The organism is Acutalibacter sp. 1XD8-36 (assembly GCF_009917525.1).
Classification (GTDB): Bacteria; Bacillota; Clostridia; order Oscillospirales; family Acutalibacteraceae; genus Acutalibacter.
Genome location: NZ_QZDU01000008.1, coordinates 96,044 through 115,260, shown reverse-complemented (window position 1 = coordinate 115,260; position 19,217 = coordinate 96,044). Strand labels below are relative to the sequence as shown.

The window sequence follows — 19,217 nt, the reverse complement described above, 5'->3', positions numbered from 1 at the left end:
TTATAAGGAAAGAAGTGACTTAATATGATACAGCGCATTACAACTAATGGGATGATGAACCGCTATAAGACCAACCTCATGAAGTCCTATAACACTTTAGCAACCGCCAGCGAGCGGGTTACCACCGAGCGCAATTTCAATTCCTATGCCGAGAATCCCACCAAGGCTGCCCAGGCCTTCCAGCTTAGGCGTAACCGCTGGAACGTGGAGAACCAGATAGCCAATACCAAGCAGGTTGTTCACAAGTTCCAGCAGGCCTGGGACTGCCTGGACGACACCTATCAGGACCTGGGTGTGAAGCTGGGCAAATACTCGGCCCTTCGCGCCAGCAACGACGCGGACGCCGGCGGGCGCACCGCTCTGGGCCAGGTTTTGAAGGGCGCGGCTGAGTCCGTAATGCAGACAATGAACGCCAAGTACGGTCAGAACTTCGTTTTCTCAGGCGCGGACGGCGAGAGGGTTCCATTTGAGTGGGGGCCCAACGGCGAGGTCATGTATCGTGGTATGCCGGTGGACGTGGCTGTTCCGACAGAGGCTGAGCTTGCGGACGGTTCTTGGAAGACAGCGCTGAACGACCCGAACGACCCAAATTCCGGACTGAAGTACCAGGGCTATATGGATATCGTCAATTCCATTGAGAACGAGCATACATTTGTGGACCTGGGCATGGGCATGAAGGAGGATAACGGTCAGCTTATCGAGGCTAGCGCCTTTGACACGGCCCTCAACGGAGCAGACTTCATCGGCTACGGCCACCGCACTGTCACGCTGAACAGCGGCAAAGAGGTTATGGTGCCAAAGAATATCATCTCTATCCTGAACCAGATGGGGGAGGTTTTCTCCGCCTGCAGCCCGGAAGACGGCTCATACAGTGACACGCCTATTACCACAGCAGACGGCAAGCAGGTCTCCCAGGAGGAGATGGCGGAGGCGCTGGAGAAGGCACTGGAGGCTTCCCTGGACGATGTGCACTCCAAGTGGATAGCCCACGATACCAGGAGCACATTTATCGAGACTAACGCCGACCGTCTGGACTCCCTGGACGATTCATTGAACGAGCAGATAACAACTATCGAGGATATCGACCCCGCCGACGCCATCACCGCGCTGATGTGGGCCCAGTATTCCTATAACGCCGCGCTGCGTATTGGTACCAATCTATTATCACAGTCGCTGATAGATTATATGAATTAAGCAAATTTTTTAGCCATATTCACTGAAAGAGGGGTTTATTGTGGGACCGTTGATTGAGATAACTACTGTGCCTATTGAGATTGAGATGAAGACGACAAACGCCCATCTGGTCTATTCCAGGGGCACAGCTGAGGTGGAAATCTCCCGGGAAAAAGGCGGCCTGAACATTAAGAGCAGGCCTGTCAAGCTGAATATTGACTCATTCCAGGCGCGCAGCTCCATCCGCCCGACCACCGCCCAGAGCGTGAAGCAGGCAGCAGAGGCCGGCAAGCAGGCGGCGTATCAGGCCACGGCTACCTATGCCAAGCGCGGGCAGTTGGTGATGGACGCACAGCTGGGACAGGAGCTTATCACCCAATTTGCCCAGGAGACCCAGGACGCCCACCTTGGGCGCAACCTTAATGACTTCGGGCTGGGCTTCCTGCCTGAGGCGGGTATCAACCTGAACTGGGAGCCGGGCCAGATGCAGATTCGCTACGAGATGGATAAGCTGAATTTCAACTGGAAGACCGGCGGCCAGGGCTTTGAGTTTGTACCCGGGGACATTGAGTTCTCTGTGACCCAGAGGCCCGAGGTTATAATCAAGTACGTTGGCGGGGCCCTGTACGTACCGCCTTCGTCTGACCCCAACCACGAGCCTGTGGACGTAAGGGCCTAAGGCCGGGAGGAGCAGTTTGAAGCTAACAACAAAATATTTTGGCGAGATAGACTATAGCGCAGAAGACGTGCTGCACTTTCCCCGGGGCATATTCGCCTTCGAGGAGGAGCGGGAGTTCCTGCTGCTGCCCTTCTCCGGCAGCGACGGTACCCTGCTGTGCCTGCAGAGCCTCGCGACCCCACAGCTTGCCTTTGTGGTGATGAATCCCTTCACCATGAACCCTGCTTACGCGCCGGTGCTTCAGCCGGAGGAGCTGAGCGAGATGGGAGTTGAAGAGAGCACCGAGCTCTGCTACTATGTCCTATGCGTAGTGAAAAACCCCGTGTCCACAAGCACTGTAAATATGAAATGCCCGGTGGTGATAAACGACCAGACCCGGATTGCAACCCAGGTGATACTGGAGGGCGGGGAATACGGAATGCGGCACCTTCTGTCGGAGTTCCAGGCAGAGGAGGGGTCCTCATGCTGATTCTGCGCAGGAAAGCAGGTGAGTCCTTCCTCATTGGGGAGGACGTAAAGGTGACTATCATTGCCACAAAGGACAAAGAGGTGCAGATAGCCATAGACGCGCCTAAGACGGTGTCGGTGCTGCGCCTGGAGTTGGCGAATGCCATGCGCGAGAATATTGACGCGGCAGACGAGCAGAGCCTGCCTCAGGATTTGCTTGCGGCATTCTCAATGCTTGCGGGCGGCGAGAAATCCGAGGGGGACAAAAAGTAAGAGATTTGCCAGCCTTCGGAGGTTTTCAACAAAAAAAAACGCGGAGCATATGCTCCGCATTCTTTTTATACCGGCATAGGGATTACTCGTCGTTTCTGGGAGCTCCCAGCCGCAGCCGCCCGTCGTGACCGTCAGAATGCCGGGGATGCTCGGCTACTTTCTGGCAGGCCGCAATAAGCTGGGCCGTAACTGCAGCGCTGTACCTGCTTTCATAAATAGACAGCATGGGCACGCTCTCATGCTCAGGCACCACAATATATTTGGCGGGCAGACTGGTAAGCGCCAGGGCAACCACATCGGTGCGGCAGCGATGGCAGTCGCACATCTTAAACTGCTTCATATACTTATCTACACGGTCCTCAACCAGCGCCTGCAGCACGTTCACGTAGGTGATATCATCAATGGGGTCGGGCTCCTGTACCGGCTCCGATTCCAGGGCAGGCTCCGGCTCTGGAGCCTGCTCAGCCTCCAGCACAGGCTCGGGCTCCGGGACAGGCTCCGGAATTGGCTCAGGCTCGGGCTGGGGGACAGGCTTGGCGGCTTGGTGGACAGGTTCCGGCTCGGGAGCAGGCTCAGGCTCAACCTCCTGGGCGGGCTGGGGTACAGGCTCCGGCTCAGGCTGCTGCACGGCGGGCTCGTCCTCGGTGAGCTCGGCAAGCAGGTCCTCCTCAAGGGCGTCGCGGATTGCGCTGGCAACCTCCTCGGAGTTGTCGGGTGTAGGGGTGGGCGCGGAGGCGGGACGCTCGGAGCGGGAGGATTCCTTGGAGGCCTCGCCGGGCTCGGTGAGGAGGTTTAAAACGTGGGCAGTTTTGTTGGAGCGGGAATTTTTGGAATTAGCCATAGTATGGTCTCCTTTCGGTAGTTTTTATATAAAGCTGTGCTTATAGGCTCATGAGCTCGTCCAAGAGCGCCTGGAAGTCCATGGATGGGTTGGAGCGGGGTGCATAGGACAGGACGCTCTCACCATGGGCGGGGGCCTCGGCGACAACTACGCTCGTGCGGATTTTGGTGTCGAGCACCTTGGTATCAAGCTTGCGGGCGATTTCACTGGAGAGCTCCAGCACCTCGCGGTTGAGAGTGAGCCGCTGGTTGTACTTGTTGAGGAGTATGCCCAGCACCCTAAGGTCGGGGTTGTAATATTTCTTCACTGTATTTATGGTGTCCCGAATCTGGGAAATACCAAGAAGGCTCAGTATCTCAGGGGCCATAGGAATAATCAGCGCGCCGGAGGCCACATAGGCGTTGATGGTGAGGACGTTAAGGGCGGGCGGCGTGTCGATGATGATATAGTCGTAGTTACGCTCAACCTTGTCCAGCTCGTTTTTCAGAAGATACTCCCGGCCGGGAGCGTTAAACTCCAGCTCCGCTGTGGACAGCAGGATGTTTGAGGGCAGCACGTCCCCCAGGTCTGTGGACATAATTGTGTCGCGGATATCGGCCGAGCCCTTCATCACCTCATAGACCGTGTCTGCATTCTCAATGTCCAGCCCCGCCGAAAAGCCCAGGCTTCCCTGGGGGTCGAGGTCCACGCCGAGGACCCGGTAATTTCTGAGGCGCAGGGCGTTGATAAGGGAAAGAGCGGTGGTAGTTTTGCCGACCCCGCCTTTCTGGTTGGTAATTGCAATAATCTTTTCCATAGGAAGGCTCCTCTCCAGAAGCAAAATTTTCGCGGAAAGCTCTTATCTTTCCAATACTAGTGTCGATATAAATATAGAAGAAATAATGGCTTCTCTGGGTTTTACCCTTTTTGAGGGCGATTTTCCCGGGGAAACTGCCCCAGAAAACAGTCTATCCATCCCCTCTAGGGATATGTTACCACAAAAAAGGAGTGAATGCAATGGCTTCTATCACAAGTTTGATGAACAGTTCCAGCGGCACCAACAGTTTATACGGCAACCGCAACGTAATCAGCGGCCTTGCCAGCGGTATGGACACTGAGTCCATGATTGAAAACAGCATTTCGGGGTACAAGTCTAAGATAACCTCCCTGCAGCAGAAAATGACAAAAATGCAGTGGAAACAGGACGCATACCGCAGCCTTATCGTCCAGATGAACAATATCCTGGATAAGTACACCTCCTACTCCAGCAGCACAAACCTTTTCAGCTCCAGCTTCTTCACCAAGGCGGTGAACACCATCGCCAACGGCGCCAATGCCGCGGCGGTGAGTGCCATCGGCAAGAGCAGCAGCAATGTGGCTATCAACCGCATTAAGCAGCTGGCCCAGGCCGCAAGCTATACCGTCGGCACCGACCATCTGGTGAGCGAGGGCTCCGAAACCGAGGCTATTGACTGGGATGAAAAGATTGAGACCAGCAACGTTTCCGGTTCAATCTCCCTGAAATACGGCGGCGGCAAGGATGGTAAGGGCAGCACCTTTACCCTGCGCTTCTCTGAGGATGAGGTCTACAAAACTCCCCAGGAGCTGGCCGACGCTATCAATAAGAAGCTAAAGGACAGCAACATCACCACCAGCAGCGGGGCTGTCTCCGCTGATAAGTACATTGAGGCCAGGGTGGGCGAGGACGGAAGGATACAGCTGGTTGACAAGAAGGGCAACTATTTTGCCGTTACTGGCTCTACAGGCAAGATGGGCGAATTGTTTAAGAAGTCCGAGGCTGCCGGTTCTATCATTGCTTCCGAGAAGCCGATAACTGAAGACGACCTGATAGTGAAAAATGACCGTGCCAGCTACCTTGGGGACAAATACATCAATGTGACCCTGGACGGCAAGACCAAGAAAATCCAGCTCAAGGATATCGTTGAAAGCGACGCTTTCAAAAATGCCAATTCAGATGAGGATAAAACCAAAGCTTTGGCCGAGGGCATAAATAAGCAGCTCAAAGAGGAGTTTGGCGGTAAGGTCACCGCTTCTGTGGACGCTACTACCGGCGGCCTGAAGTTTACAGGGCCAAGCGGCAACGGCTCTACCCTGAAGGTTTCAGGCAGCAGTGATGTGGTCAATAAGGCTCTTGGCCTTGGCGAGGGCGGCTTCAGCAATACCCTGCAGACCAGCTGGACTCTTGAGAAGGCGCTGGGCGAAAACTTTAATTGGCAAACAAAAAAAGACGATGACGGCAACGACATAAAGTACTCCACCATCAAGATTAACGGCAAGGAGTTTGAGTTCAAGTCCACCGATACCATCAAGAATCTGATGGATAAGGTCAACGGCGACGATGAGGCTGGCGTTGAAATTAAGTATTCCAGCCTGACCGGGAACTTTGCCATTACTGCAAAGGAAACTGGTTCACAGAGCAGGGTCGATATACGTGGGGATTTGGGTGCAAAGCTGTTTGGCGCACCGCCTAAGGAAATCACTGAAACTACCACATTTAACGATGTTTATGGTGGTAAGATTGCTCCGGGAGATAAGCAGTGGACCACATTTAAATTTAGATTGGGAAATACAAACTATACTCAAAGCTTCAATATCGCTGACAATCAAACGATGGAAGATGTCATTAAGGAATTGAACAAGAATGCAAATCCTGGACAATCTTTCTCTTTCAACAAAGATACGAGTCAATTTGAGGTCACAAACAGTAGTGGTGAGAAGGCTAGTATCAGGGTTCTTACTCCTGAATCGGTTGAAATAGAAGTTGATAAGGCATATTCTGAGTCTAAGGGTAAATTCACCGCCGGGCAGGACGCTATCTTGAGCGTGAACATCAACGGTGAGGATATGGAGCTGACCCGCTCCTCCAACACCGTTGACCTTGACGGTATGCAGGTTACACTGAAGAACACCTTCGGCTATAAGGAAGACGGAAGCATTGACACTTCCGCAGAGAAGATAACCTTTACCAACACTTCAGACTCCGACAAGATAGTGGACGCTGTCAAGAGCTTTATTGAGGATTATAATAAGCTCGTCACAGAAATGCACAACGCCTATAAGACTGAAACGCTGAAGAACTCCAGCGGCAAGCCATATGAGCCGCTGACCGACGACGATATGTCCGGCATGAGCGAGAGCTCCATTGAGGCCTACGAGAAGAAGGCGAAGACCGGCATACTCTTTGGGGACCAAGACATTTCCAACCTTTACAGCAAGCTGACCGAGGCGGTTCAGGGCTCAGGCGAGGTTGGCGCGGCTCTTAGGAGCATTGGACTTACTGTGGACTTCTCCAACGGCCTTTCCACCCTGAGCCTGGACGAGGATAAGCTGCGCAATATGCTGGAAACCGACCCGGACAGGGTAAAGAACGCCTTCACTCAGTCCACGGCCAACGGCGCCTCCCAGGACGGCCTGATGGCAGGGCTGAAGACCACCCTTGAGATGTACGGCAAAACTTCCATCGGCAGCCCCGGCATACTGGTAAGCAAGGCGGGCACAGAGCTCTCCAGCTACTCACTGAGCCATAACGAGATACAGGACCAGATGGACAATCTACAGGAGCAGATAGAGCGCTGGCAGGATAAGATGGGTGATAGGGTGGACTTCTACACCAACAAGTTTACCCAGCTTGAAATGCTCATAAACCAGATGAACTCCCAGAGCTCCATGCTGGCGGGCATGATGGGCGGCTGATAATTATAGAAAAAGAGGTACCTAATGGAACACCACAATCCGATACAGCAGTATAAGGAACAGTCCATAAGCACCATGACGCCAAATGAATTGCTGCTGCTGCTGTACGATGAGCTGGTCAAAAACCTGGTGCGCTGTGAGCTGGCCCTGGACCAGCAGCAGTACGAGCTGCTGGAGGCCTCCGCGGACAAGAGCATGGATATAATCGGATACCTGGACGACACCCTGGACGACAAATACCCTATCAGCCAAAACCTGCATAAGCTGTATGACTACTTTAGCTATCAGCTTACGCGGGTGAAGATAGGGCGTAACAGGAAGGTATTGAATGAGGTCCATGGGATGGTAGCGGACCTGCGGGACAGCTTTAGGCAGGCGGAGAAAAACTGCGCGGAAGAAGCTGACAAAAAGGCCGCCGAGGCGCACGGTTAGGAGGCGGCCGATGGACGGGAAAGTGCTGGATGAGCTGCTTTTAAAGGAAAGGCTCATATATGTAAAGCTGTCTGAGTTTGAAGACCTGACCCGCCAGCTGGGAGAGGCTCTTGACCGCAGGGACGAGGTATCGGTACAGATGCTTCTGAATATGCGGGGCGAGCCGGCTAACCGTATGCAGGAGGTGGACCAGCAGGTGCGCCACCGCATACTGGAGCTGCCGGAGGACGACGCAATCCGCGCCAGGGAGATACTGGAGGGCGGGGAGCAGCGGGGCCCTGAGGAGGGCGCGCTCTGTGGGCAGGTGCTGCAAAACCGCAGGCTGCTTGAGAGATGCCGGACCTTGGATAAGCAGCTGAGCATGAGGATGGGAGGGCCGAGGTCCTTCTATACGAAATTCCGATAGAATGCAGAGGAACGCCGCCAGGAGGAATCCGGGCGGCGTTTTTGCGAAAATCATGTTGTCTAGCGCAGAAAAAAGTGCTATAATAAAAAAGCGCAAAAAAAGCGCGAAACGAGAGGGGAGTCCAGAGGGACAGGTCCCTCTGGCAGGGTCAGGGGCAGAGCCCCTGTTTTAAAGAACACCCCCCTACCCAATCAACCAAACACAAACCCCATCCCCATTGCTGGCCCGGGCCTCACTAAGAATAACCCGGGGGTCCCAAAGAGCCAAGCTATTATCCCTGCTGTTAGGGTCCGCAACCAAAACCTCCCCGCTAAGGGAATACCCGTGGATAAGGATAAAATGCCCGCTGTCAGTAAAATGCCCGGGCCCGACTAAGGCCACAGCCAACCCCCCGCTACGGAGGTGCGCCCGCAAAGCGCCGGGGTCACAATCCTTGGCCTCCCGGCAGTCTATCCCAAAGGCCTTTGAGGTCCCCGCTATAATAGATGGGAAAGACCCGCTTCCCGAGCACCAGTATCCATGCTCATACGCCCAAACTGCCATTTTAGCCGGGTCGGTGTCCGTATCGGTGAGAGTAGCCACGACCATAGCCATAACAGTGGGTCCGCAGGCATATTTGCCTATGTAGTCCGTGCCGAAGGGCTTGTCGCGCCAGGCGGGGTCACCCTGGTTAAAATACACCACCGGGTTGGTGCCTGTAAGTATAATGCGGCCGTCTTCCTCAATGAACTCGGTAATCGCCGGCTCAGCGGGCTCGGGCGGAGGCTCAAGCAGCTCGGGGTGCAGGATGTACTGGGGCCGCTCGGGGAAATATACCGGGCGGGGCTGCCTATATTCAGAGGACAACTCCACTACTTCGGCAAGCACCCTGTTTAAGCGCAGCTCAAACTCCCACTGGCGCAGCTGGGCCTTGGCTGAGTTGACAGCCCGCACCACAGGCTGTACCACCGGGTCGGTTATTTTATGATAGAGCTCCGGAGAGAAATGGGCGCAGAAAGCGAGCTCCATGCCCCCGACGCATAGCAGCGCCAGGAGCATGACAAAGATTATGGGGCTTCTTGGATTTCTCCGAGAGGGGTTTTTCACTGGGGCCTCCTTGGGGCAGGGACTGAACGATTTTAGATTCGACACGATTATACCAAAAAAATATGGTTTTGTAAAGAAGCGCCGCAGCGCTGAAAGCATAGCTGAAAGGAGCCGGACCGGGGATGCCCACTATACGCTTGGAGAATGTTTCAAAAATATATAAGGGTGCAAAAAGGGGCCAGGGTCCGCAGGGCGGGCATAGGGGCTTCGAGACGCTCTCGAAAATAAACCTGCAGATAGGGCAGGGGGAGTTTGCCTTCTTCGTCGGCAGCCGGGGGGCAGGGAGCAGCACACTGCTGAACCTTATCTCCGGAGTGCTCCAGCCGGACGAGGGCGCGGTCTACCTGGACCAGACAAACCTCTCCAAGCTTGGGCGCAGGCAAGAGAAGAAGCTGAAATACATTTTCGGCAGGGTGCCCCAGGAGTCGAGCCTTGTGCGCACGGCGACGGTATTTGAAAATCTCTGCCCACCCGGGCGCTTTGGCAAGATGGGAGGGACGCTTACCGACGGCCCGCTTATAGAAAAGGCTCTGGGTCTGGTGGGCATGGCAGGCAGCGAGGAGAAGTACCCGGGGGAGCTGGGCACCTCGGAGTGCCGGAAGGTGGAGCTGGCGAAGGCCATACTCTACAGCCCGCCCATACTGATACTTGACAGGATAACCGACCATATGGATGACGACAGCATCTGGGATATGATGCACCTTTTGGAGGAGATGAACCGCCGGGGCACGACAGTGTTGATGGCTACCCAGTCAAGGCAGTTTGTGAACATAATGCGCAGGCGGGTCATAACCCTTGTGGATGGGCGCATAGTGGGTGATGTTGCCAAAGGGCGCTTCGGGGATATTGTGTGAAAAAAATTCCCCTCACCGGATTACCCCATATAGTATAGTCCTGTAAGTATACATAAATCTTGTGGTCGGCATAAAAACATCCGATTGACATTTTACGCGCCCGGGTTTATAATGATACGAAAGGCAACTACTGAAAATGCCGGGGATAATTTTAGTCATATGTACTGGTGAAAGCTTATTGACAAACGCAGTACAAAGGCTTATAATTATATGGCAGTTTCAATGCCGCGCATGATGGCCTGCGTACCTGCGGAGAGACGTCTGTTCCCCGCGGCATACGAGTCAATCAAGTTCAATACAGAGAAGGAGGAGCAGTCATGCTCAAAAACATGAAGGTTAAGATGAGCCTCATTATGGGGTTCGGAGTCACAGTCCTGGTCAGCGTTCTTATCGTTATCATATCGCTGGTCATCATGAATGTACAGTCATCAAGTTATCAGGGAATTATCAACACAGAAGTCCGCGGAAGCGCACTTGTAAGGACCTGCCGTCTTCAGGTCAATATGACTGCGCGCTACCTGCGTGACGTAGTTCTGGACCCTGAAGGTGAGAACGCACAGAAGTCCGCAACTAAGACCACCGAGAGCCTTACACCCCTCAGCGACTACATCACGGAGCTGAGAGGGCTGAAAATACTGGAAGGGTCTACCCTCATAGACGATTACATATCTGCCGTTGAGGTCTGGGGCCAGGCAGTACCGGGAATCATGGAGACTGCCTTGGGCGGAGACCAGGAGGCAGCCATAACTATGCTGCAGAATGAGTGTACACCGGCACTCACCAAGGTTGACGAAGTGGCCAACTCTCTGCAGGCCGCTATCACTGCCGAGCAGGATGACATTGTCAAGAGGCAGGAAAATTTGGTTACGATTTCAATTATAGGAATAATTGCAGCGCTGGTTCTGGGAACAATTCTTGTGATGCTGCTGGAGCTGCGCATTATCAGGAGCATAACCGGCCCTGTGGAAGAGGTCCGCACAGCCCTGATTGGCTACAGCGAGGGCAAGCTGGATATTCCGGTTCACTTTGAGAGCAAAAACGAGCTGGGCGATATGTGCCATGCTCTGCGTACCAGTCAGGCCGTTCTGAGCGATGTTATCACCGATACAAACCGCCTGCTGGAGGCCATGGCGGAGGGCGACTTCGATGTCCGTACCCGTGTAGAGGAGTCTTTTGTTGGAGAGCTGACTGGCCTGCTTAAGTCCATCCGCGGAATCAACCGCAGCCTGTCTACCACTCTGCTTCAGATTCAGTCCTCTGCCGACCAGGTATCTTCCGGCGCGGACCAGGTTTCCAACAGTGCACAGACTCTGGCCCAGGGCGCTACCCAGCAGGCCAGCGCTGTTGAGGAGCTGTCCGCTACCATCACCGAGATTGCCCAGGGTGCCGAGGAAGGCGTTTCCCTGGCCCGGGATTCCAGCCAGCTGTCTAACGACGCTTCCGCTCAGATTACCGTGTGCAGCGACCTGATGCAGAGCACAGTTGGCGCTATGAACGACATTAAGGCCGCCGCCGAAGAGGTTGGCACCATTATCGATACTATCTCCAACATCGCCTTCCAGACGAATATCCTGGCTCTGAACGCCGCAGTTGAGGCTGCCAGGGCAGGCGTTGCCGGCAAGGGCTTCGCGGTTGTTGCCGACGAGGTGCGTGTACTGGCGTCCAAGTCCGACGAGGCCAGCCGTGCCACTAAGGAGCGCATTGAGCACGCTATAAGCGCTGTACAGAAGGGCAGCGAGTATGTGGCTGACGTTTCCGAGGCTCTGGATAAGACCGTTGGCATGGTAAACGGCGCCGTTGCCAAGATGGGCGATGTGGCTGACACTACCGAGCACCAGGCCGAGTCCATTGAGCAGATTCGCGAGGGTATCAGCCAGATTTCCGCAGTTGTGCAGAGCAACTCCGCTACCAGCGAGGAGAGCGCTGCCGCCAGCGAGCAGCTGTCCTCTCAGGCTCAGATTATGAATCAGCTCATGGCCAAGTTCCGCCTGCGGGATTACAGCGGCGAGGGCCCCGTGGTCACCGCTCCTGTGAACACCAGCGGCAGCAGCGTGAGTTCCAGCGACAGCTTCAGCGGTGGGGCAGGGTACGACAAGTATTAAGGACTTGCCGCAGGCTGCTGTTAAATAGAGAACATAGCCGGACGGCCTATACTTATTGGGCCGTCCGGTTTCGTTTAGAGAGGTGAGGTTCATGATGAAAGAACAGGACTCAGGTGTAGTATTTGCCCTGGACATCGGCACCCGCAGCATTATCGGTATGCTGGGCCGGGTGGAGAACGGCCGGTTTTATGTGACAGCCATAGAGAAAGAGGAGCATGACCGCCGGGCCATGCTTGACGGACAGATTGTGGAGATAGAGCAGGTGGCCTCAGTAGCCGGAGAGGTCATAAAGAGGCTTGAGGAGAAGTCCGGCATGAAGCTCAGCCGGGTCTGTGTGGCTGCGGCAGGAAGGGCCCTTAGGTCCCAGAGCGCCAGCTTTACGCTGAAGTTTGACGAGCTGAGAAAGGCCGACGCGGACCTTATAGGCCAGCTGGAGGCCGGGGCTGTCACCGAGGCCGAGCGGCTTATAGCCGGGGACAGCGCCGGGCAGGGGCGCTTTTATATGGTGGGATATACCGCCAGGCAGTATGTTTTGGACGGATACCCGATGACAAATCTGATGGACCACCGGGGCCAGGTCTTTGAGGCGGACGTAGTCTCGACTTTCCTGCCAAGCGGCGTGGTGGAGAGCCTGTACGCCGTAACTAACCGCCTGGGACTAGAGGTCTCCAGTCTGACCCTTGAGCCCATCGCAGCGCTGAATGCGGCTATACCCGCCGACATCCGGCTGCTGAACCTGGTGCTTGTAGATATAGGGGCCGGCACTTCGGACATAGCTGTCTGCCGGGAGGGGAGCGTGGTGGGCTACACCATGGCTACCGTGGCTGGAGATGAGATAACCGAGCTGCTAATGCGCAGCCTGCTGGTGGACTTTAAGACAGGCGAGCGTCTAAAGCTGGCCCTGGGCTCGATGGAGCCGATACAGTACCCGGATATCCTGGGGATAAAGCACGAGATAAGTCCGGCAAACCTCAGCGAAGTGATACAGCCTGCCGCCCAGAAGCTGGCGAAGGAGATAGCCGCTCAGATACTTGAGCTCAACGGCGGGGCGCCCTCGGCGGTGTTCCTGGCGGGAGGCGGCAGCAAGCTCCAGGGCCTGACGGCGATGATAGCCGGTGAGCTAGACATGAGCGAGGCAAGGGTTGCACTGGCAGGAAATCACTTTGCCAACAGCGCCTTCTCCGACGAGTATCAGCTGGCGGACCCGGAGTACGCCACGCCACTGGGCATCGGGGCCTCGGCGGCGCTGGGGATGATAAACGACAGCTATATGGTGACCCTGAACGGCTACCCTGCCAAGCTCTTCCGCAACGGCACCCTGAATCTTCGGGATGTGCTGCTGATGAACGGCTTCCACTATGGGGACATGATGGGGCGCACCGGAGCAAATCTCAGCTTTACTCTCAATGACCAGAGGGAGTTCCTGCGTGGAATGCCTGGAGTTGAGTCCAGATTGAGCATAAACGGTGAGGAGGCCCAGTTCAGCACGGTGGTCCAGGCCGGGGACCGGATTGAGTTTATCCCAGCCAGGGCGGGCCAGCCTGCCACAATGACCCTGGGCGAGCTGCTGGGTCAGGGATACCCGGGGACAGTCCTGGTAAACGGTCAGCCCCAGCCTATGGATTACTCTATCCATCAGGGGGACGACGTGACTGCCGAGGGCGCTCCGATACCGCCCCGACCCCAGCGGCGCATCAGGCCAGTTGAGCCTCCAAAGCCGCAGAAGGAGACTCCGCCACCGCCGGTACTTGAAAAAAAGCTTGAAAGGCAGCCGAAAACTACCGAAATAGAAATAAAAGAGGTAAAAAGCGAGCCTGAAATCAAGCCGGAGCCAGCTCCCGCGCCTGAGGCGGAGGAGAAACCAAAGACAGAGCCTGAGGCTGAGCCGAAGGCGAAACCTGAAGCGCAGCCAATTACTGAACAGCCGAAGGAACCTCAGGCGAGGAAGCGCCGGACCACAAAGGAGGAGCCCCAGGAGAAGGCCCAGCCTGAGGAGCCGCTGCCGGGACAGCTGAGCTTTGGGGGGCTGCAGGTTGTGCTCAACGGCGCGCCCCTGCGCCTGGAGGCAAAGCAGGGCGGAGGGGACTACTACCTGATGGACCTGCTGGAGCGTTCCGGGCTGGACTTTTCAAAGCTTGACAGGCCGGTGGAATTGCTTGTAAATGGTGCTGAGGGCCAGTTCAGCCAGGTGCTGAGGGCTAACGACCAGGTGACGATACGTTATCGGGACGAGTGATAGATAAAACAAATATATTATTATAGTAATAGCCATAGGAAAGGAAGATTAGGATGAAATTAGAGAGCCTTGCCTTAGCCGCCTGCACGGTGGCATTAGGACTTATGCTGGCCGGGTGCGGAGGCGGGGGGAACTCCTCCTCGTCGTCCATCACACTGGCCCAGGGCTCAGACCCGGCGGTAAATGGAAGCAGCTCCCAGATAAGCTCCTCTTCCACGGTGGAAACGGATAAGGGCGACGAGCTGCTTATGATGACTGTAGACGAGGCGCTGTCACGATTCAAGCAGCTGAGCCCTGAGGTGCTGGGGCTGCCAGGGAAGGAGATGTCCGAGTATGAGATGTATCCATCGGAGAAAGCAGTGCCGGTTGACGGCATACCCTGCCTGAAAATAATAGTATATAACGAGAGTAAGTCAGGCACAAATGAGCCTGCGGGTGTTTTCCTGCTGGCGAGGGACGGCACGGCGCTATATAAACTGGAGGGCAATCAGGTCACACAGCTTGAGATGGGCTGAGTCGACAGATTTGTGAAAATATTTTACGGCAGTCCTTCATACAATTTCCCATGCCCGGACAGCCCCGGAGTTTAGGGGGAGAGAGGGGTAAAGTTTTCCAAATTAAAAATACTGTATGGGACTTGAAGTTCACACGAAAATATGGTATACTATCTCAGATAGATTTTATAATAGGGAAGAATTTCGAGAAGACTCAGGAGGGAACCCTATGGAAGGTATAACCAATAATAGTATGCGCATGATGGAGCGGTCCATGGAATTTCTCTGGACCAAGCAGACGGCGCTGCTGGACAATATCTCCAATGCGGAGACGCCAAACTACCGGGCAAAGCTCGTTACCTTTGAGGAGGACTTTCAGCGCCAGCTGGAGGCCGCGGACCACGGGCGCAACAAAATCACAAAGCGCACCATGCGGGAGACCATTGAGAACGCGTCCTGGGAGGTTCAGAAGCTCGATGAAATCACCCGCCGGGACGAAAACGGCGTAAACGTCACCGAGCAGATGACCGAGCTTGTGCGCAACGCCTACCAGATGCAGTACGTCTTCCAAAGCCTCACCAGCGACATCACAGCCCTGCGCACAGCCATAAGCGGCTAAAAAGTTTCGTCCACCTTTACAAAGGTGGCAGGGTTTCAGGGGCAGCGCCCCTGAGGTCTCAAACGCGCAGGCAAAGCCAGCGCGGCAAACCAACAGAAAGGCAGTGCACAAAACATGGCATTCCTAGGCACAATAAACATCGTAGGCTCCGGCCTGACCGCCCAGCAGCTACGCCTGGACGTAATTTCCGAAAACATCACAAACCTGAGCACGACCCGCACAGAAAACGGCGAAGGCCCCTACCGCCGCAAAATGGTAGTCTTCGAGGCCGAGGGAGGCCGCAATACCTTCCGCCAGGCCATGGCAAACGCTGCGGTTGGAGCCTCAAACAGAGGGGCGGAGAAGGCCGGCGGCGTAAAGGTCACCGACATTGTCGAGGACCAAAGCGACTTCCCAATCAGCTATGACCCGACACATCCCGACGCAAACGAACAGGGCTATCTTGAAATGCCCAATGTAATACTTGTCAAGGAAATCACCGACGCCATGGCTGCTACCCAGGCGTACTCAGCCAACGTGACGGCATTCTCTACATTAAAAACAGTTATTGCCAGGGGCCTGGAGCTGGGCAAGTAAAGCTAACTACACTTTTTGGCTGAAAACCAGGAGAGAAAAAACTCGAATTTTGTATAAATTTGGGCTTGCCAAGGCCTTGCATTGGTGGGTCCAAAGGATTATAATATAATTGCCTACATACACAAATATACAAGGAACCATACAGGAGGCTTGTTTTATGCTTATAAATGAGATTACCCCTTTGACCCCGCTATGGGGGGACGAGAAGCCCGAGGCCGCCAAAGGGGCCGGCTTTGAGAATATGTTCGGGGGAATTTTCCGCTCTGCCATAGATAATGTGAAGGAGACCGACGCAGATAAGACCCAGCTGCAGTACCTGATGGCGACTGGCCAGCTGGATAACCCAGCGGAGCTTTCCCTGGCGAGCTCAAAATATGAGATGTCCGTGAGCCTCTTGGTGCAGCTGCGCAACCGCGCCGTTGAGGCATATAACGAGATAATGCGCATCAGCCTGTAAAGCTGGAAAATCACCCGCTGCCGGGCTGAGGAGGTCACGGAAAATTGGAAGAAAAGGCAAAAGATATATGGCAAAAGATTAAGGGGACCGTTGGCGGCCTGAGCAAGACCGTGAAGGGTATTGTCATCGCGGGCATTGTTATCACATTGGTAGTGATTGCCATAGTGCTGGCGAACGGCTCCAAGACGGAATACAGAGAGCTCTTCACCGGGCTGACCGATGACGACATGGCGAAGGTATGCGCCTATCTGAATGAAAACCAGGCCACCTTTGAGGTCAAGGGTGAGAACACGATTATGGTGCCTGCGGACCAGGAGGCGAAGCTGAAGGCCGGGGTCATCGCCGGGGGATACCTTACCTCCGGGTCGGGCTATTCGCTGTATCTTGACAATATCAGTTCCCTGTCTACAGAGTCGGACCGGGCACAGCTGAATCTATATCAGCTGCAAGACAGGCTGGAGGAGACTATTCGCAATTTTGTAGGCGTACACGACGCCACGGTGAACATCGCCCTGGGCGAGGACCGCAGGTACGTGCTCAGCCAGGAGAATACTATTGAGGCCAGCGCCTCGGTGGTGGTGACGATGGCTGACGAGGCCCCTATAAACGCAAAGCTGGCTGAGTCGATACGCAACACGGTGGGCTATGCCGTGAAGGGCCTTATTATCGATAATGTGGACATCAGGGATTCCCTGGGAAATCATTATGACGGCACAGACGGCGGGGACATAAGCGATGTTGCCGCCAAGCGTATGGAGATAGAGGATTCCGTGAATAAGCGCCTGACAAAGCAGGTGCTTGGCGTGCTGGAGCCGATTTATGGCGTGGGAAATGTAACTGTCGCGGTAAATACCACCGTGAGCATGAGCAGCGAGTTCTCGGAGAGCACCAAGTACGACCAGCCGGACTGGGCAAAGGAGAATGCCGACGGCGAGGGCATAATCGGCCGCATGGAGTGGAACGGCTTTATCGGCTACGGAGATGAAGCCGAAGGCGGCACGGTTGGCACTGAGACCAACGCTGACTTGAACGAGTATGTTCAGAATCCTGACTTGAACGGCAATGAGCAGGAGCTGCAGGCCAGCGGGAAGAAGGAATTTGAAAACGACAAGACCGTTACACAGTCCCAGCGTATGGCTGGATATATTGAGGATGTTACGGTGTCTGTGACTATAAACAGCAATGTGTCAAACCAGGTGTCCATAGACGCGCTGGTGGACCATGTTGCAAATGCTGTCGGCCTTACAGGGGCTAATGATGCGGATAAGATATCCGTATTGACGGCACCCTTCTGGGCGCCTGAACCCAGTGCCGAGCCGACTATTATCAACCCAATCGAGCAGATATTTGGAGGCATGCCGCTTTGGGTGTACTTAGCACTGCTTGCCGGACTGTTCCTGTTCATGACGCTGTTTGCGGTGTTCGTGCTTTTGGGACGGCGGCGCACCCGCGGCCAGGTACAGCTGGAGCCTGCAGTGGATATGGGCCCGGAGCTTGAATCCATCGTAGAGGAGCTGCCGGAGCCTGCCGGGGCCGACATTATGGATGTACATACAGAAAAGAGCATGGAGCTGCGCCGCAGCGTGCGCGAGCTGGCCGAGAACAACCCTGAGATTGCTGCTCAGGCCATTAAGGCGCTGCTGAGGGGAGATGAAGAAGCCAATGCCTGATAAGGTGAAGACAGAGAAGCCTAAAAAGCTGAAGAAGGGGGAGCAGCCCCCTGAGGAGCCAGCCGCAGAAACGCCTTCGGAGCCGGCAATACCGCCGGGGGTATCCCTGCTGGACGCCATGAGCGGAGCTCAGAAGGCGGCGGCGGTGATTGTCTCCCTGGGTGTAGACAAGGCCTCACAGCTGTACCAGTATATGGACCCCGAGGACGTGGAGATGATAACCCTGGAGGTAGCCAAGCTTGGCTATCTCGACGCGGACGCCACCGAGGCGGTTCTGAACGAGTATTACCAGATGTGCATGACAAACAAGGCCGTTACAGAGGGCGGCCTTGAGTATGCACGGACTGTTTTGGAGAAGGCCTTCGGCGCCCAGACCGCCAACGAGCTGCTGGGCAAGGTGACAAAGTCCCTGAAGAACAGGGAGTTTGCCTTCATGAACAAGGCCGGCGAGAAGGATTTGTTCACCGCCCTGCAGAACGAGCGGCCCCAGACCATCGCGCTGGTGCTCTCATACATAGAGCCGGACAAGGCGGCGGCTGTGATAGCCCAGCTTGAGCCGGACGCGCAGATAAAGGTGGTGGAGCGCATTGCCATGATGGACAGCGCCTCGCCTGCCGCAGTTAAGATAATAGAAAACGAGATGAGCAATAAGTTTGCAAATATCTTCAGCAGCAGCAATGTCCAGGTGGGCGGCATAGACTTCGTAGCCGACGTGATGAACAACGTGGACCGTGTCAGCGAGAAGAGTATTTTCGACGGCCTCACCATGTACGACGCGACCCTTGCCGACGAAATCCGCAAGCGCATGTTCGTATTCGAGGATATCCTTACCATGGACGACCGCTCTGTGCAGCGCTTTGTGCGTGACTGCGACACCCACGACCTGGTGCTGGCGCTCAAGTCCGCAACGGCGGAGCTGTCCAACAAGCTCTACAAGAACATGTCCACCCGTATGGCCGAGAGCATCAGGGACGACCTGGAAATCACCACCAATGTGCGCATGAAGGACGTGGACGACGCCCAGCAGCGCATTGTGGGTATCATCCGCGACCTGGAGGCCAAGAACGAAATCATTATCCTCAAGGGCGGCAAGGACGACATTATCGCGTAATCAAAAGTTTCGCCAGCCTTTACAAAGGCTGCAGGGTGTGGGACAGAGTCCCGCGGCCTTGCAGGCGC

Annotated in this window: 20 protein-coding genes; 17 read left to right on the top strand and 3 right to left on the bottom strand. The window is 55.2% G+C overall.

Annotation, left to right across the window (positions count from 1 at the left end):
* Positions 1-24 precede the first annotated feature (24 nt).
* The 4 genes from D5270_RS12660 to D5270_RS12645 are packed head-to-tail and all read left to right on the top strand — an operon-like array spanning position 25 to position 2,572.
* The gene (locus D5270_RS12660; RefSeq protein WP_166544444.1) at positions 25-1,194 is read left to right on the top strand and encodes a hypothetical protein; all 1,170 of its coding nucleotides are present in this window, start codon (positions 25-27) and stop codon (positions 1,192-1,194) included.
* A gap of 40 nt (positions 1,195-1,234) precedes the next feature.
* A complete protein-coding gene (locus D5270_RS12655) occupies positions 1,235-1,852 on the top strand; it encodes a DUF6470 family protein (RefSeq protein ID WP_161473255.1) in 618 nt (205 codons plus the stop codon).
* A 16-nt stretch (positions 1,853-1,868) separates the two neighbouring features.
* The gene (fliW, locus tag D5270_RS12650; RefSeq protein WP_161473256.1) at positions 1,869-2,321 is read left to right on the top strand and encodes a flagellar assembly protein FliW; all 453 of its coding nucleotides are present in this window, start codon (positions 1,869-1,871) and stop codon (positions 2,319-2,321) included.
* Entirely contained in the window at positions 2,315-2,572 is a 258-nt protein-coding gene (locus D5270_RS12645) for a carbon storage regulator (protein ID WP_166544443.1), read from the top strand. Before fliW ends, D5270_RS12645 begins: the two co-directional genes overlap by 7 nt.
* An 82-nt stretch (positions 2,573-2,654) precedes the next feature.
* Here the strand turns inward: D5270_RS12645 and D5270_RS12640 are convergent, their stop codons facing one another.
* Positions 2,655-3,413 (bottom strand): late competence development ComFB family protein, encoded by a 759-nt coding sequence (locus tag D5270_RS12640; RefSeq protein ID WP_166544442.1) that lies wholly within the window; start codon positions 3,411-3,413, stop codon positions 2,655-2,657.
* A 40-nt stretch (positions 3,414-3,453) separates the two neighbouring features.
* A complete protein-coding gene (locus D5270_RS12635; RefSeq protein ID WP_166544441.1) occupies positions 3,454-4,209 on the bottom strand; it encodes a ParA family protein in 756 nt (251 codons plus the stop codon).
* Between the two features lie 200 nt (positions 4,210-4,409).
* Here D5270_RS12635 and fliD point away from each other — a divergent pair, with 200 nt between their 5' ends.
* The 3 genes from fliD to D5270_RS12620 are packed head-to-tail and all read left to right on the top strand — an operon-like array spanning position 4,410 to position 7,944.
* Positions 4,410-7,106: a flagellar filament capping protein FliD gene (fliD, locus tag D5270_RS12630; RefSeq protein ID WP_166544440.1), complete on the top strand. Its 2,697-nt coding sequence runs from the start codon at positions 4,410-4,412 to the stop codon at positions 7,104-7,106.
* Positions 7,107-7,130: 24 nt separating this feature from the next.
* Positions 7,131-7,538 (top strand): flagellar export chaperone FliS, encoded by a 408-nt coding sequence (gene fliS, locus D5270_RS12625; RefSeq protein ID WP_166544439.1) that lies wholly within the window; start codon positions 7,131-7,133, stop codon positions 7,536-7,538.
* 10 nt (positions 7,539-7,548) lie between these two features.
* A complete protein-coding gene (locus D5270_RS12620; protein ID WP_166544438.1) occupies positions 7,549-7,944 on the top strand; it encodes a hypothetical protein in 396 nt (131 codons plus the stop codon).
* A 183-nt stretch (positions 7,945-8,127) separates the two neighbouring features.
* Here the strand turns inward: D5270_RS12620 and D5270_RS12615 are convergent, their stop codons facing one another.
* Positions 8,128-9,030, bottom strand: a complete 903-nt coding sequence (locus D5270_RS12615; protein WP_166544437.1) for a C39 family peptidase — start codon at positions 9,028-9,030, stop codon at positions 8,128-8,130.
* A 122-nt stretch (positions 9,031-9,152) separates the two neighbouring features.
* On the opposite strand from D5270_RS12615, the gene D5270_RS12610 reads away from it, so the two are divergent.
* The 10 genes from D5270_RS12610 (at position 9,153) to fliG (ending at position 19,149) form a co-directional block, all read left to right on the top strand.
* Positions 9,153-9,884, top strand: coding sequence for a cell division ATP-binding protein FtsE (locus tag D5270_RS12610; protein ID WP_166544436.1), 732 nt, complete (start codon positions 9,153-9,155; stop codon positions 9,882-9,884).
* A gap of 210 nt (positions 9,885-10,094) precedes the next feature.
* Positions 10,095-10,217 (top strand): hypothetical protein, encoded by a 123-nt coding sequence (locus D5270_RS17060; protein WP_279286503.1) that lies wholly within the window; start codon positions 10,095-10,097, stop codon positions 10,215-10,217.
* Entirely contained in the window at positions 10,202-11,986 is a 1,785-nt protein-coding gene (locus D5270_RS12605; protein WP_166544435.1) for a methyl-accepting chemotaxis protein, read from the top strand. The genes D5270_RS17060 and D5270_RS12605 overlap by 16 nt, the downstream gene beginning before the upstream one ends.
* Positions 11,987-12,077: 91 nt before the next feature.
* Positions 12,078-14,222, top strand: a complete 2,145-nt coding sequence (locus D5270_RS12600) for a cell division protein FtsA (protein WP_166544434.1) — start codon at positions 12,078-12,080, stop codon at positions 14,220-14,222.
* A 53-nt stretch (positions 14,223-14,275) separates the two neighbouring features.
* On the top strand, positions 14,276-14,737 hold the full coding sequence (locus D5270_RS12595; RefSeq protein WP_166544433.1) for a hypothetical protein: 462 nt from the start codon (positions 14,276-14,278) through the stop codon (positions 14,735-14,737).
* A gap of 208 nt (positions 14,738-14,945) precedes the next feature.
* On the top strand, positions 14,946-15,335 hold the full coding sequence (flgB, locus tag D5270_RS12590; protein WP_161473268.1) for a flagellar basal body rod protein FlgB: 390 nt from the start codon (positions 14,946-14,948) through the stop codon (positions 15,333-15,335).
* A 114-nt stretch (positions 15,336-15,449) separates the two neighbouring features.
* Positions 15,450-15,911 carry a flagellar basal body rod protein FlgC gene (gene flgC / locus D5270_RS12585; RefSeq protein ID WP_166544432.1) on the top strand — a complete coding sequence of 154 codons (462 nt, stop codon included), beginning with the start codon at positions 15,450-15,452 and terminating at the stop codon, positions 15,909-15,911.
* Positions 15,912-16,068: 157 nt separating this feature from the next.
* A complete protein-coding gene (locus D5270_RS12580) occupies positions 16,069-16,368 on the top strand; it encodes a flagellar hook-basal body complex protein FliE (protein ID WP_166544431.1) in 300 nt (99 codons plus the stop codon).
* 44 nt (positions 16,369-16,412) lie between these two features.
* Positions 16,413-18,038: a flagellar M-ring protein FliF C-terminal domain-containing protein gene (locus tag D5270_RS12575; RefSeq protein ID WP_166544430.1), complete on the top strand. Its 1,626-nt coding sequence runs from the start codon at positions 16,413-16,415 to the stop codon at positions 18,036-18,038.
* A gap of 118 nt (positions 18,039-18,156) precedes the next feature.
* Positions 18,157-19,149: a flagellar motor switch protein FliG gene (fliG, locus tag D5270_RS12570; RefSeq protein WP_161473318.1), complete on the top strand. Its 993-nt coding sequence runs from the start codon at positions 18,157-18,159 to the stop codon at positions 19,147-19,149.
* Positions 19,150-19,217: the final 68 nt, after the last annotated feature.

Excerpts from the sequence above, each read along its gene's own strand:
- D5270_RS12635 (WP_166544441.1), bottom strand. The coding sequence starts at position 4,209 with ATGGAAAAGATTATTGCAATTACCAACCAGAAAGGCGGGGTCGGCAAA.
- D5270_RS12640 (WP_166544442.1), bottom strand. The coding sequence starts at position 3,413 with ATGGCTAATTCCAAAAATTCCCGCTCCAACAAAACTGCCCACGTTTTA.
- D5270_RS12580 (WP_166544431.1), top strand. The coding sequence starts at position 16,069 with ATGCTTATAAATGAGATTACCCCTTTGACCCCGCTATGGGGGGACGAG.
- D5270_RS12620 (WP_166544438.1), top strand. The coding sequence starts at position 7,549 with ATGGACGGGAAAGTGCTGGATGAGCTGCTTTTAAAGGAAAGGCTCATA.
- fliG (WP_161473318.1), top strand. The coding sequence starts at position 18,157 with ATGAGCGGAGCTCAGAAGGCGGCGGCGGTGATTGTCTCCCTGGGTGTA.
- D5270_RS17060 (WP_279286503.1), top strand. The coding sequence starts at position 10,095 with ATGGCAGTTTCAATGCCGCGCATGATGGCCTGCGTACCTGCGGAGAGA.
- D5270_RS12610 (WP_166544436.1), top strand. The coding sequence starts at position 9,153 with ATGCCCACTATACGCTTGGAGAATGTTTCAAAAATATATAAGGGTGCA.
- D5270_RS12645 (WP_166544443.1), top strand. The coding sequence starts at position 2,315 with ATGCTGATTCTGCGCAGGAAAGCAGGTGAGTCCTTCCTCATTGGGGAG.
- D5270_RS12595 (WP_166544433.1), top strand. The coding sequence starts at position 14,276 with ATGAAATTAGAGAGCCTTGCCTTAGCCGCCTGCACGGTGGCATTAGGA.
- flgB (WP_161473268.1), top strand. The coding sequence starts at position 14,946 with ATGGAAGGTATAACCAATAATAGTATGCGCATGATGGAGCGGTCCATG.
- D5270_RS12660 (WP_166544444.1), top strand. The coding sequence starts at position 25 with ATGATACAGCGCATTACAACTAATGGGATGATGAACCGCTATAAGACC.
- fliS (WP_166544439.1), top strand. The coding sequence starts at position 7,131 with ATGGAACACCACAATCCGATACAGCAGTATAAGGAACAGTCCATAAGC.
- fliD (WP_166544440.1), top strand. The coding sequence starts at position 4,410 with ATGGCTTCTATCACAAGTTTGATGAACAGTTCCAGCGGCACCAACAGT.
- D5270_RS12600 (WP_166544434.1), top strand. The coding sequence starts at position 12,078 with ATGATGAAAGAACAGGACTCAGGTGTAGTATTTGCCCTGGACATCGGC.
- D5270_RS12605 (WP_166544435.1), top strand. The coding sequence starts at position 10,202 with ATGCTCAAAAACATGAAGGTTAAGATGAGCCTCATTATGGGGTTCGGA.
- flgC (WP_166544432.1), top strand. The coding sequence starts at position 15,450 with ATGGCATTCCTAGGCACAATAAACATCGTAGGCTCCGGCCTGACCGCC.